This is a genomic window from Pseudomonas sp. P106(2024), from assembly GCF_057480815.1.
Window position 1 is genome coordinate 110,247 of sequence record NZ_JBLIYU010000008.1, and the last position, 12,778, is coordinate 123,024.

Annotated in this window: 11 protein-coding genes, 2 pseudogenes and 2 riboswitches; of the genes and pseudogenes, 4 read left to right on the top strand and 9 right to left on the bottom strand. The window is 65.2% G+C overall.

The genetic code is table 11. From position 1 onward, the window contains the following. Positions 1-22 precede the first annotated feature (22 nt). A complete protein-coding gene (locus tag AC25M7_RS15295; protein WP_088853050.1) occupies positions 23-1,702 on the top strand; it encodes an MFS transporter in 1,680 nt (559 codons plus the stop codon). A 45-nt stretch (positions 1,703-1,747) separates the two neighbouring features. Here AC25M7_RS15295 and AC25M7_RS15300 read toward each other — a convergent pair whose 3' ends face one another. Further along, complete coding sequence (locus AC25M7_RS15300; RefSeq protein WP_028690788.1) at positions 1,748-2,317, bottom strand: hypothetical protein; 570 nt, start codon at positions 2,315-2,317, stop codon at positions 1,748-1,750. 91 nt (positions 2,318-2,408) lie between these two features. Next, on the bottom strand, positions 2,409-2,795 hold the full coding sequence (locus tag AC25M7_RS15305; RefSeq protein WP_062360327.1) for a VOC family protein: 387 nt from the start codon (positions 2,793-2,795) through the stop codon (positions 2,409-2,411). Between the two features lie 549 nt (positions 2,796-3,344). Between AC25M7_RS15305 and AC25M7_RS15310 the strand changes: the two are divergent. After that, positions 3,345-4,061, top strand: a pseudogene (locus AC25M7_RS15310) (PAS domain-containing protein); the annotation flags it as partial. Positions 4,062-4,175: 114 nt separating this feature from the next. Continuing rightward, positions 4,176-4,598, top strand: a pseudogene (locus AC25M7_RS15315) (methyl-accepting chemotaxis protein); the annotation flags it as partial. Here the strand turns inward: AC25M7_RS15315 and AC25M7_RS15320 are convergent. The 7 genes from AC25M7_RS15320 to AC25M7_RS15350 form a co-directional block, all read right to left on the bottom strand. Then, a complete protein-coding gene (locus tag AC25M7_RS15320; protein WP_062360325.1) occupies positions 4,573-7,851 on the bottom strand; it encodes a transporter substrate-binding domain-containing protein in 3,279 nt (1,092 codons plus the stop codon). The pseudogene AC25M7_RS15315 and the gene AC25M7_RS15320 sit on opposite strands and share 26 nt — an antisense overlap. Positions 7,852-7,854: 3 nt before the next feature. After that, positions 7,855-8,469 carry a response regulator transcription factor gene (locus tag AC25M7_RS15325; protein WP_028690792.1) on the bottom strand — a complete coding sequence of 205 codons (615 nt, stop codon included), beginning with the start codon at positions 8,467-8,469 and terminating at the stop codon, positions 7,855-7,857. Positions 8,470-8,642: 173 nt separating this feature from the next. Beyond that, entirely contained in the window at positions 8,643-8,885 is a 243-nt protein-coding gene (locus tag AC25M7_RS15330; RefSeq protein ID WP_028690793.1) for a DUF1272 domain-containing protein, read from the bottom strand. Between the two features lie 64 nt (positions 8,886-8,949). After that, positions 8,950-9,702, bottom strand: coding sequence for a precorrin-4 C(11)-methyltransferase (gene cobM, locus AC25M7_RS15335; RefSeq protein WP_028690794.1), 753 nt, complete (start codon positions 9,700-9,702; stop codon positions 8,950-8,952). Positions 9,703-9,731: 29 nt separating this feature from the next. Continuing rightward, positions 9,732-10,133 (bottom strand): cobalamin biosynthesis protein, encoded by a 402-nt coding sequence (locus tag AC25M7_RS15340; protein WP_062360324.1) that lies wholly within the window; start codon positions 10,131-10,133, stop codon positions 9,732-9,734. Beyond that, on the bottom strand, positions 10,133-10,828 hold the full coding sequence (locus AC25M7_RS15345) for a CbtA family protein (RefSeq protein ID WP_062360322.1): 696 nt from the start codon (positions 10,826-10,828) through the stop codon (positions 10,133-10,135). The genes AC25M7_RS15340 and AC25M7_RS15345 overlap by 1 nt, the downstream gene beginning before the upstream one ends. A gap of 10 nt (positions 10,829-10,838) precedes the next feature. After that, positions 10,839-11,024, bottom strand: a complete 186-nt coding sequence (locus tag AC25M7_RS15350; protein WP_028690797.1) for a CbtB domain-containing protein — start codon at positions 11,022-11,024, stop codon at positions 10,839-10,841. 102 nt (positions 11,025-11,126) lie between these two features. Further along, positions 11,127-11,348: riboswitch (cobalamin riboswitch) on the bottom strand. A 61-nt stretch (positions 11,349-11,409) separates the two neighbouring features. After that, a riboswitch (cobalamin riboswitch) is annotated at positions 11,410-11,609 on the top strand. A 100-nt stretch (positions 11,610-11,709) separates the two neighbouring features. Here AC25M7_RS15350 and cobW point away from each other — a divergent pair. Further along, a complete protein-coding gene (gene cobW, locus AC25M7_RS15355) occupies positions 11,710-12,777 on the top strand; it encodes a cobalamin biosynthesis protein CobW (RefSeq protein ID WP_028690798.1) in 1,068 nt (355 codons plus the stop codon). The last annotated feature ends 1 nt before the right edge of the window (position 12,778 follow it).

Genomic DNA, 12,778 nt, shown 5'->3' on the forward strand with positions numbered 1-12,778 from the left:
CCCAACCAGACGGAGGCGACCCATGGCGGTCCTTGACAGCGCATCCACGGGCAGTAGCGCGCCCCAACGTGGCATCACCCGGGAGGAGCGCAAAGTCATCTTTGCCTCTTCCCTTGGTACCGTGTTCGAATGGTACGACTTCTACCTCTACGGATCACTGGCGGCGATCATCGCCAAGCACTTCTTCGCCGGGGTCAACGAAACCACCTCGTTCATCTTCGCCTTGCTCGCCTTCGCCGCCGGCTTTGCCGTGCGGCCGTTCGGCGCCATCGTGTTCGGCCGCCTGGGCGACATGATCGGGCGCAAGTACACCTTCCTCATCACCATCGTGATCATGGGCCTGTCCACCGCCGTGGTGGGGCTGTTGCCCAGCTACGCGACCATCGGCGTGGCCGCGCCGGTGATCCTCATCACCCTGCGCCTGTTGCAGGGGTTGGCGCTGGGCGGCGAGTACGGCGGCGCCGCCACCTATGTGGCGGAGCATGCACCCAAGGGCAAGCGCGGCTTCTTCACCGCGTGGATCCAGACCACCGCGACCCTCGGGCTGTTCCTGTCGCTGCTGGTGATCCTGGCCTGCCGCACTGCCCTGGGCACCGAGGCGTTCGAGGCCTGGGGCTGGCGCATCCCGTTCCTGCTGTCGATCCTGCTGCTGGCGATCTCGGTGTACATCCGCCTGCAGCTCAACGAGTCGCCGGTGTTCATGAAGATGAAGGCCGAAGGCAAGGCGTCGAAGGCGCCGCTGACCGAGTCGTTCGCCCGCTGGGACAACCTGAAGGTGGTGATCATGGCGTTGCTCGGCGGTACCGCCGGGCAGGCGGTGGTGTGGTACACCGGGCAGTTCTACGCGCTGTTCTTCCTGCTGCAGACCCTGAAGATCGACCCGCAGACCGCCAACCTGCTGATTGCCGGCTCGCTGCTGATCGGCACGCCGTTCTTCATTGTCTTCGGCAGTCTGTCCGACCGCATCGGGCGCAAGAAGATCATCATGGCCGGCTGCATCATCGCCGCGCTGACCTACTTCCCGATCTTCAAGGCGTTGACCGAGTACGGCAACCCGGACGTGTTCGTCGCCCAGGAGCAGAACCCGGTGGTGGTGGTGGCCGACCCCGGGCAGTGCGCGTTCCAGTTCGATCCGGTGGGCAAGGCCCGGTTCACCAGCTCCTGCGATATCGCCAAGAGCCTGCTGGCCAAGCGGGCGATCCCGTACGAGAACGAGAAGGCCGAGCCCGGCAGCGTTGCGCAGATCCGCATCGGTGAGCGGGTGATTCCGAGTTTCGAGGGCAGCAGCCTGGCCGCGGCGGACCTGAAAACCCAAAGCGATGCCTTCACCGCCACCCTGACGGCGGCCCTGAAGGAGGCCGGCTACCCCGAGAAGGCCGACCCGGCGAAGATCCACTACCCGATGGTGTTGCTGCTGCTGAGCATCCTGGTGATCTACGTGACCATGGTCTATGGCCCGATCGCCGCCTGGCTGGTGGAGCTGTTCCCGGCGCGGATCCGCTACACCTCCATGTCGCTGCCGTACCACATCGGTAACGGCTGGTTCGGCGGTTTCCTGCCAACGGTGGCTTTCGCCATGGTCGCGGCGACCGGGGATATCTACTACGGGCTGTGGTACCCGATCGTGATCGCGGTGATGACGGCGGTGCTGGGGATCTTCTTCCTGCCGGAGACCAAGGATCGCGACATCAACCACACCTGACTGCCTGCTGGCCCGCTCCCCGCATACGCGGAGCGGGCTTGTCGGTCAGTCGAAGTATCCACGCAAGGTATACCGGTACCCGACATCCACCGCCGAGGTCTGCGGTTTGGCATACGCCTTCTTGAGCACGAACTCGAACGCCGGTTCATACAATCCATCGCGCACCACGGCACCCGCCAGTACTTCCACCGTGTACCAGCCGTTGTCCAGCTCGATGATCGGTCGCCCCGGCTCCTGGTAGCGTGCCAGCAGGTCGCCCAAGGCCTTGTTGGTGAAGTGCTGCAGGATGCGCCAGGTGAACAGCATCAGCGCACGGTTCTCGATCCGCAGCACATACCCTGCGCGCCGATGTTTGAGGCGACTGCCGGGCTCCAGCAGTGCCGGCGTGGGCTCGTCGAGGGTGAACAGGATGCGGTAGGGCAGGTTGTCGATTCCGGCCAGGGGCAGGATTACCCCCTGCGCCACCGCCAGGTCGCCACTGTCGCCGCGGGTGAAGGCGCGGGCGAGGTCGTCGGGCAGGTCGTGGTCTTCCTTGAACTGTTCGAGCAACTGGATATCGCCGAGCAGGAAATAGTCGATCAGGTCGTTGAGTACTTCGCTGAATTCGAAGCGCATGGGTTGTCCTTGTTCTGGCTGCGCCGGGTTAGTTCAGCAATGTAGCAGTCCACGTGGAAAACCACGCGAGTATAAGGTGCGGGCCTGCCGGCTAATGCCGCTGGGCGATCTGGATCAGGTTGCCGCAGGTGTCGTCGAACACGGCCACGGTGACCGGGCCCATGGCCGTGGGCGGCTGGGTGAACTGCACGCCGGCCTTGCACAGCCGCTCATACTCGGCCTGGATATCGCGCACGCCGAAGGAGGTGGCGGGAATGCCGTCCTGCTTGAGCGCGGCCTTGTAGATTTTTGCCGCGGGATGGGCGTCGGGTTCGAGCAGCAGCTCGACGCCGTTGGGGTCGTTGGGGGAGGTGAGTGTGAGCCAGCGGTGCTTGCCCATGGGGATATCGTGCTTGGGTTCGAAACCCAGGACATGGTGGTAGAAGGCATGGGCCCTGGCCTGATCGTCGACGAGGATGCTGGTGACCACGATCTTCATGTGTATCCCTCTGAAGGGGCAGCATCGCGCTGCGGGTACCTGGGGATTATAGAAGGGCCGCCTGCACCGGGTGGATTGGTTCGCAGACTTTCAGCCGGAGATCGCTGAGCCTTGTGGTGTGTCGGCACGTCACCAGATCGAACAGCAAGCGCATTGCCCGTGTCGCCATGCGCCGCATCACCGGCGCCTGCAGGCGTTGTGCCGCTATGGCGCCAGGCCTTCGAAACCGACCTGCTGGGCACGGTCGGTATGGTGACGGCGGCGCTGCCCTGGCTCAAGGCCGCGCTGAATCACTATGGCAAGACACTTCGCTTGGACGCATGGCTCCGCCGGAGGAGGTCGCCCGGGCTCGACTGGTAGGCGTTGAGGCATCGGGCAGACAGACGGTACAAATGCATAATCCAAAAGTGATATCAGATCGCTTGCATGGTGCTTGGGCCGATCTATGCTCAGGACATCCCGTGGATACAGGAGCCCCGGCCCATGTTCGAATACCATCGCAAGTCCGATCTGGTCGAAATCCAGCGCGCCCGGCAAGCCCTGGCGGGCATGGAGGCGAAGCTGGCGGCGATCAGCCGTTCCATGGCGATGATCGAGTTCGCGCCGGATGGCACGATCCTCGAAGCGAACGAGCACTTCTGCAAGACCATGGGCTACAGTGCCGATGAGATCCGTGGCAAGCACCACCGGATCTTCTGTGACCCGACCTACGCCAAGAGTGCCGAGTATCAGCAACTCTGGCGTGAGCTGGGTCAGGGCAAGGCCATCAGCGGTACCTTCGAGCGCCTGGACAAGGCGGGCCGCGAAGTATGGCTGGAGGCGAGCTACATGCCGGTGATCGACGAGCGCCAGCAGGTCACCAGCGTGATCAAGGTGGCCTCCGACATCACCCGCCATGTGATCGAGGAGCATGAGAGCGAAAGCCTGCTCAAGGCCATCGGCCGCTCCATGGCGGTAATCGAGTTCACCCCGGCCGGGCGGGTAATCAAGGCCAACCAGAATTTCCTCGATACCATGGGCTATCGCCTGGAGGAAGTAGTCGGGCGCCACCATGGGCTGTTCTGCCTGCCCCATGAGCGCGAGTCGGCCGAGTACCGCGACTTCTGGGCCTCGCTCAACCGCGGCGAGTACCACTCGCACCGCTTCGAACGCATCAACAAGCAGGGCCAGACCGTGTACCTGGAGGCGTCCTACAACCCGATCTTCGACAACAAGGGCCGGTTGTACAAGGTGGTGAAGTTCGCCAGCGACATCACCCGGCAGATCAGCACCCAGCAGACCGCCGCCGATGCTGCCCATGCCAGTTCGATGCAGACCGACGCCTGCGCGCGCAAGGGCACCCAGGTGGTGCAGCAGGCGGTGGAGGTGATCGAGCAGATTTCCTCCGAGTTGAACGACGCCGCCCGCACCATCGATGCGGTGAGCAAGCAGTCCGAGGTGATCGGGCAGATCGTCCTCACTATCCGCGGCATCGCCGACCAGACCAACCTGCTGGCGCTCAACGCCGCTATCGAGGCGGCCCGGGCCGGCGAGCATGGCCGAGGCTTCGCCGTGGTCGCCGACGAAGTACGCAACCTGGCGGCGCGCACCAGTAAGGCGACCCTGGAGATCGTCGAGGTGGTGCGGCAGAATCACGACCTGTCACTGACCGCGGTGGCCAGCATGCAGTCGAGCCTGACCCGCACGGGGTTGGGCGTGGAGCTGGCCAACGAGGCCGGCACGGTGATCATGGAGATCCAGCAGGGATCACGGCACGTGGTGGACGCCATCAGTCAGATCAGTTCGACCCTTCAATTGCACTGAGGCTCTGGCGAAGCTCCAGCTCCAGGCCTTGCAGGCTCGCCCGCAACCGGGCGAGTAATTGATCCACGGGCAGGCCTAGGGCGATGGCTTGCTCCAAGGCTTCGCAGTCCTGTCTGACACCTCTGACCTTGAGCATTTTCGCGCCACCTTTGACCCGATGGACAACGGGCACCAGGGCCTCGGGTGACGGATCTGCGCCGAGCGCATGCAATGCCTGCAGGTCCTCGGCACTGCTTTGCGCCAGTTGTTCCAGCAGGCGCCGGGTCAACTGAGTGTCGTCCTGGGTGAGGTGGCGCAGTTCGGCCAGGTCGAAGCCGCTGGGCCGTGGCATCATGTCGACCTGATCGGGCAGGGTGGTGGCCAGTGGCAGGCATGCCCTGAGCGCCTGCAGGCCGATCGGTTTGAACAGGCATTCGTCCATGCCGCTGTCCAGGCAGCGTTGACGCTCTTCGGCCTGGGCGTTGGCGGTGACGCCGATGATGCGACAGGCCGGTGATCGAGCCTCGCGTTCCTCGGCACGGATGCTGCGGGCCAGCGTATGGCCATCCATGACCGGCATGCTGCAATCGGTGATCACCACGTCGAAACGACCGACTTGCCAGAGTGCCAGCGCCGTCTTGCCGTGATCGGCGAGAGTCACCTGGTGGCCCAGCGAACGCAGTTGCTTGTCGAGTAGCAGCAGGTTGGCCGGATAATCGTCGACCACCAGGACGCGCAGGGGGCCGCTGCCGGTTTCGATCGAGGCGCGGTCGAGCGACTCCCGGGTGGCGGGTTCGGCAGCGGGCAGGGTGAGGTGGACATCGACCTGGGTCCCCAGGCCTTCGATGCTGTGCAAGCGCAGCTCGCCGCCCATGAGCTCGCACAGCTCGCGGCTGATCACCAGTCCCAGCCCTGCGCCTTGGCGCGCCTGGCGGCCATCGACCTGGGAGAAGGTGGTGAACAGCCGTGTCTGGTCGCTGGAGCTGATGCCTACACCGCTGTCCTTGATCTGCAGCGTGACGTGCTGCAGGTCGCCGTCGAGCGGGGTCACCACCAATGACACATCGACCTGGCCCTGGTCGGTAAACTTGATCGCATTGCTCAGCAGGTTCGACAGTACCTGCTTGAGGCGCAACGGATCGGCAAGCGCCCAGGCGCAGGTATCGGGCAGTACAGCACGCAGGTTGAGCCCCTTGAGACGGGCGTTGCCTTCGAAGACCCTCAGGGTGGTGCGCACGATCTCGACCAGGTCGGTGGCCACCGGTTGCAAGGTCATGTGGCCGGCCTCGATGCGTGAGATGTCCAGTACATCGCCGATCAGTTCGAGCAGGCCGATCGCTGAATCGTGGGCCGCCTCCAGCGCCTGGCGGTCGCTGTGGCCGTGGCGGCTGTCCTCCAGGGCCATTTCGAGCAGCCCGATGACGGCGTTCATCGGTGTGCGGATCTCATGGCTCATGACCGCCAAAAAGGTGCTTTTTGCCCGGCTGGCCTGCTCGGCGTCGTCCTTGGCCTGACGCAGCTGTTCGAGCAGCCCGCGGCTGAGCGTAAGCTGTTCTTGCAGGGCACGCTGGGCCTCGCTGCGTTGCTGGATCAGTTTACGCAGGTAGCTGTTCCAGAACACCACGCCGGCCAGCAGCAGCGTGGCCAGCACCAGGACCTGCAGCGCCAGCGTGCGGTAATTGCGCCAGGGGCTGTCACTGGCCACTGCGTTGGTGCGCCAGCGATTGACCAGTTGTTCCAGCTCATCAGGTGGGATACTCAGCAACGCCTTGTCGAGGATCGCCTGCAGTTGTGGCAGCGCGGGGCTGACGGCGAAGGTCGCCAAGGCGGGTTCATCGCCCAGTAACCCGGCGATTTTGAGGCGGCCACTGAAAGCCTGGTTGATGAAGTAGGCGGCATTGACGTGCGAGTTGATGGCGACGTCGGCATCACCGTTGGCCACCGCCTCCATGAGCTGCAAGGGATTTTCGACCTCCACGGTACGCAGGCCGACGACCTGGCGTTCCAGGTCGTCGAGCAATGGCGAGCCGCGCAGCAGTGCCACGCGCAACCCCTGCAGCGGCTGCTTGGTGTCTAGTGGCGGTGCATTCTGGCGGGTGACCAGCACTCGCGGGCTGATCATGTAGGGGCGTGTGTAGCGCAGGCGTTGGGCACGATGCACGCCGTAGCCGATAGCGCCGATCATGTCCACCTTGCCTTGGGCGACTTGCTCGACCATGTCCTCGAATGACTCCGACTCGACGATCTGGAATTGCAGGCCGGTGCGCAGGCCGATGCGCTCCAGCAAATCCAGGGCAATCCCCCGTGCTTGCTGCTGGGCGTCGGTGAAACTCAGGGGGGCGAGGGTGGTGTTGATCATCACCTTGACCTGCCGGTGCCGGGCGATCCACTCGCGTTCTTCGTGGGTCAGGGCGTCGAGGCGGCGGTCGAGCAGGAAGCTGGTGCTGCCGCCCGTCCAGCGCCGAAGGATGTTCAGCCGTTCGCTGTCGGAGATGCGGCCGAGGGCGAGGTCGACCAGTTGCAGCAAGCGCGGGTTGTCTCGAGCCAGGGCAAACGCGAAAGTGCTGGCCGGCATCTGGACGAAATGATCGACCTTGACCCTTTCCTGGAAGCCCTTGGCGATCACGTAGTCGGCGCTGATGGCATCACCCAGGTAGACATCGGCTTGCCCCAGCGCCACCGCGGTCACACCGGCGAGCGTGGAGCGGTAGAGGCTGAGCTGAGCGTGGGGGTAGAGTTGCTGCACTGTGCGAATGGGCAGGTAATGGTCGACCATGGCCAGGCGCAGACCCTCAAGCTTGTCCTCTACGCGCAGGCTTCGGTTCTGCCGGGACACGATAACCGGCAAGTCGTCGGCATAGGGCAGGCTCAGCGTAAGGTCAGCATCGTTGGCCTCGAAGGCATTGGAGCTGCCCAGCAGGTCGATCTCGCCGGCACGCAAGGCATCGAGCGCCTGGGCGCGGCTGGCATAGCGTCGCACCTCGATGGGTAGCCCGAGCTGTTCGCCGATCAGGCCGGCATAGTCGGCGCTGAGGCCTTCGTAGTCAGCCTGGCTGATGTTGATGTCGAAGGGTGGATAGTCCGGGCGCGAGCTGCCCAGCACCAGGCGCTTGCGTTGGTTCAGCCACTGTCGGTCGGTCGCTGCCAACGCCAGCGGTGGCGCCGCGCTCAGGGCACGGGCAAGCAGGTGGCGGGGCTCGCTGTGCACCTCGCTCAGTGCGGATGGCGACAGCAACGCGACCAGCAGCAGGCACAGTGATGCCCCCTTAGTCATGGTTCAGGCCACGTTGTTGCGTTTGGCGAGGTCCACCATTTCTACCAGCGACTCGACCTTGAGCTTCTCCATGATCCGGCCGCGGTAGGTGCTGATGGTCTTGGCGCTGAGGTTCATCTGCTCGCCGATCAGCTTGTTGCTCTGGCCGGCGCTGAGCCGGCGCAGCACTTCCATTTCCCGGTTGGACAGCAGTGCCAGGCGCTCGGTCTCGCTTTCCAGGGTGTTGCTGTTGACCGCCATCTGCGGGAAGGTCGAGTAACCCTTGACCAGTGCCTTGAGGGCGAAGACCAGGGCATCGAGGTCTTCGTCCTTGTTGACGAAGGCCGAGATGCCAGCGTCCATGCAGCGCCGCACGTAGAGGTCGGCGGGCTGGCCGGTGAGGGCCATGATCCGGGGCGGTGGGTCGATCAGCTTGAGCCGCTTGATCACCTCCATGCCGTCGAGGTCCGGCAGGCCGATGTCGAGGATGACCACGTCCGCCTTGGTCTGCTCGGCCAGGCGAGCAGCCTCCTTGCCTTTACCGGTTTCCCCCACGACGGTGAAGCGTTCGCGTTCGAGCAGCATGCGTACGGCGAGTCGAACAATGTGGTGGTCATCGACCAACAGCACGGATGTCATTCAGGTAGCTCCTGTCAAAGTGCAGCCCGCTTCCAGCCTATGATCAAAGGCGCTGAGCAGCGGACTTGCTGGGCAGCGCGCACCTTACGGATATTCAGGAGCCTTGGTAATAGGCGAGTATAGGTGTGTTGAAAAACCTGCACAAACCTGTAGAAAAGTCCTACAAACGAGGTTCAGGCGCAGGGCGCGTGCGGCTTGTGCACACGCTGTGTCGAGGCGGGATTGTTGTCCAGCACCTTGCCGGCGCGGGAGGGGCGGGCAACCAGCTGGCCGCCGCAGTTCGGGCAGCGGTGGTGGAAGTGCCGGTCGTTGCAGGCTCGGCAGAAGGTGCACTCGAACGAGCAGATCAGCGCATCTGGGCTTTCGGCCGGCAGGTCGGCGTCGCAGCATTCGCAGTTGGGGCGCAATTCGAGCATGGTCTTGGTTTCCTTCCAGTTGGAAAAACCAGTGTGCTACGCCGCGCCCCGGTCGGCAATCGCTTCACGTGCCTGGACGGTAAAGGTGGGCGTGACCAGCGCGGTACAGGGCCGAGTCGGCGAATGGCGCGTCTCCCAGCACATGACCGACCAGGATCAGCGCGGTACGCCGAAAATCCTTGGCGGCAACGCGCTCGCAGATATCGGCCAGCGTGCCCTTGACCCAGTCCTGGTCCGGCCAGGTGGCGCGATGGACCACCGCTATCGGGCAGTCGACGCCATAGTGTGGCAGCAGCTCCTGGACGATGCGGGCCAGGTGGCGCACCCCCAGATGGATGGCCAGGGTACTGCCGTGGCGGGCCAGGTCGGCCAGTTGCTCACCGGCCGGCATTGGCGAACGGTCGCCAAAGCGGGTGAGGATCACGGTCTGCGCCACATCGGGCAAGGTCAGCTCGCAGCCGAGCAGCGCGGCACTGGCGGCGGTGGCGGTGACGCCGGGGACGATCTGGTAGTCGATATCCAGTTCGCGCAAGTGGCGGATCTGTTCGCCGATGGCGCCATAAAGGCTGGGGTCGCCGCTGTGCACGCGCGCCACGTCCTCGCCGTTGGCGTGAGCCTGGCGCATCGCCTCGACGATCTGCTCCAGGTGCAGTTCGGCGCTGTTGATTACCGTGTGCGCCTGGTGACCTTCCAGCACGGCGGCGGGGACCAGGGAGCCGGCATAGACGATCACTGGGCACTGGCGGATCAGGCGCTGGCCCTTGACCGTGATCAGCTCGGGATCGCCGGGGCCGGCGCCGATGAAATAGACCGTCATGGGGGTTCCTTGTATAGAAGAGTGGCGGATTATCCGCCGATGGCCAGGGCCAGGGTAGCGCTGCCGAGGACCTGCCTCGGCACGTGCAGGCGGCCGTTATCGCCGGCCAGGGCCAGTGCGGCGCTTTCGGCGACGCCCCAGCAGCCGGTCTGCGCGTACGCCGTGGGCGAACGCTGGCTGAGCTGCGCTTCGAAAACCAGTAGATGCGCGGCATCGAAACAGATGTACGGCAGCCCCAGGCGTTCGGCCAGTGCCAGCAGGCCGGGCTCGCGGGCCTTGGGCTCGATGCTGGCAATGCCGCGCAGGGCCGAGAGGGGCAGGGCGTTGCGGGTGAGGGTCTGGCGCAGCAATACCGCAAGGGTCTCGACCGGGCAGCCGCGGCGACAGCCAAAGCCGGCGTACAACGCCGGCTGAGCAGGCAGATCGCGCATCAGGCCTGGCTGGAGCGACGGTACAGCCAGGCGCTGAGCAGGCCCAGGGCCAGCCAGAACGCGGCGTTGGTCAGCCAGGAAGCGATCTTGAACTGGGTCTCGAGGGCTTGCGGCGCCAGGCTTTCATGCACGGCCGGCTGTGGCGCGCCGATCAGGTGCGGGATCACCAGCAGAGCGGCACCCAGCGCCTTGAGCAGCCAGTGCCGGGCGAACACCAACAACGCCAGGCCGGCGGCGGTGGCCGCTGCGGTGCCGATCCACCAGGTCTGGCGCTGACCGAGGTCGGCGGCGGCGGTGCCGGGCAGTTCCGGTGGCAGGCCCAGGGTCGGCGCCAGGCAGAACACGGCAAAGCCGGCCAGGCCCCACAGCGCGCCGGTGGCCACGCGGTTCGGTTCACGCAGGCCGTAGAGAGCGACCAGGATCAGGGCGAAACCGACGGCGACCACCAGGTTGCCACCGGTGGTGGACAGCACGCGCTGCCAGCCGTCTTCCGGCGACCAGGCTTCGGCGCTGTGCTCATGCTCGTGGGGCGCGGTGGCGTCGCCGTGTTCATGGTGTTCGGCGACCGGGGCGGCGGACTCGTAGGTTTCCGCCTGGAGAATCAGTGGGGTGACCCAGAAGCTTTGCAGCAGGGTCAGCAGCAGGGCCGCGAGCAGGCCGCTGAAGCCCGCGGTACGGGCGATGCGCGTAATCATGCGGGTTTACTCAGTGGCAAGGGAAGGCGGCGCTGTGGCGGGTATCGTGGGCAGCGTTGTGCACTGCCTCGATGTGCGAGAAACCGGCGAAGTACACCAGGCACAGGCCCAGCAGGCTGGCGCCGACCGCGACGATCAGTCGCTGGCTGAGGCTGACGGGGGTGGCGATACTGTGTTTGGCGCTGGTGATGGGCATGACGCGTTCCTCTGCTGCTTTTGTTGTGGCAACGGACATGCGCGACGACCCCGGGCACGATTGGCCCAGGTGATACGACGACGCCCGCCCACCGCGGGGTGTACTGTGAGCACGTGTCAGGCCGGTCTCCGGGCTGGCGAGGTGGAGCAGGACTCCGTGGGGCGTCACCTTCCCATGCCTTACTGTTGGCACAGTGGTTCGGACGCTTCTCTCGCTTACCGTTGCGGGGGCAGCACCGGCCTTGTCGGCTCCTTAGCAATGGAGGCGCGACGCACCGGTTTCCCGTTTCACCCCCGTCGGGGGCACCTGAACGCAATGCGCTAGCAAATCACGGGGCCGGGCCCGCGTCAATCGCCATGGCGGTTGACCGCCAGGCAGGCACTGCGTAGCCTTGCCGCTGCGAGGTTCTCGGGCGTTGGCCCGAGCTAAGACGGGAACGCGGTACAAGCCGCGGCTGCCCCCGCAACTGTAAGCACTGAAGGGTTCGGCACAGCCACTGCGCAGGCGCGCGGGAAGGCGCCGGCCCACCGGCCAGCGAGCCGCAGCGGTGCGAGCCAGGAGACCTGCCTCGTGACGTTTTCGACTTTCAACCGGGCGGGGTGATCCGGTGGCGAACGCGCCAGGCCGGCAGGGCCGTGGCTGTCGTCCTGCATGCCCGCGCCATTGCTGCCAAGGGCATCGCGACATGAAAACACTGGCCAAGCTTCCCGTCACCATCGTTACCGGCTTCCTCGGCTCGGGCAAGACCACCTTGCTGCGCCATATGCTCGACAACGCCCAGGGCCGCCGCATCGCGGTGATCGTCAACGAATTCGGCGAGCTGGGCATCGACGGCGAGATCCTCAAGCAGTGCAGCATCGGCTGCACCGAGGAAGAGGCCAACGGCCGCGTCTATGAGCTGGCCAACGGTTGTCTGTGCTGCACCGTGCAGGAAGAGTTCTTCCCGGTGATGCGCGAGCTGGTGGCCCGTCGCGGCGACCTCGACCACATCCTTATCGAGACCAGCGGCCTGGCCTTGCCCAAACCGCTGGTACAGGCCTTCCAATGGCCGGAAATCCGCAACGCCTGCACCGTCGACGCGGTGATCACCGTGGTCGACAGCCCGGCCGTGGCCGCCGGCACCTTTGCCGCCTACCCGGAGCAGGTCGATGCCCAGCGCAAGCTCGACCCCAACCTCGACCACGAGTCGCCGCTGCACGAGCTGTTCGCCGACCAGCTGGCCAGTGCCGACCTGGTGGTGCTGAACAAGGCCGACCTGATCGACGCCGAGGGCCTGGCCAAGGTCCGTGCCGAGGTGGCCGAGGAGCTGCCGCCAGCGGTCAAGGTGATCGAGGCCAGCAGTGGCCGTCTGCCGCTGGAAGTGCTGCTGGGCGTGGGCGCCGAGTCCGAGGTGCATATCGATGGTCGCCGTACCCATCACGACTCGCATCACGACGGCGATGACCATGACGACCATGACCACGACGCCTTCGACTCGATCTCCATCGATCTGCCCGAGTCCGACGAGAGCCTGCTGCTCGACGCCCTGACCCAGCTGGTCACCGAGTTCGGCATCCTGCGCGCCAAGGGCTTCGCCGCGATTCCCGGCAAGCCGATGCGTCTGCTGATCCAGGGGGTGGGCACCCGCTTCGACAAGCATTTCGATCGCGCCTGGCGTAGCGATGAACCACGGATCACCCGCCTGGTGCTGATCGGCCAGGCGCTGGACGCCGCACAGCTGGAAGCGCGCCTGCGCCAGGCCCTGGGCGCCTGAA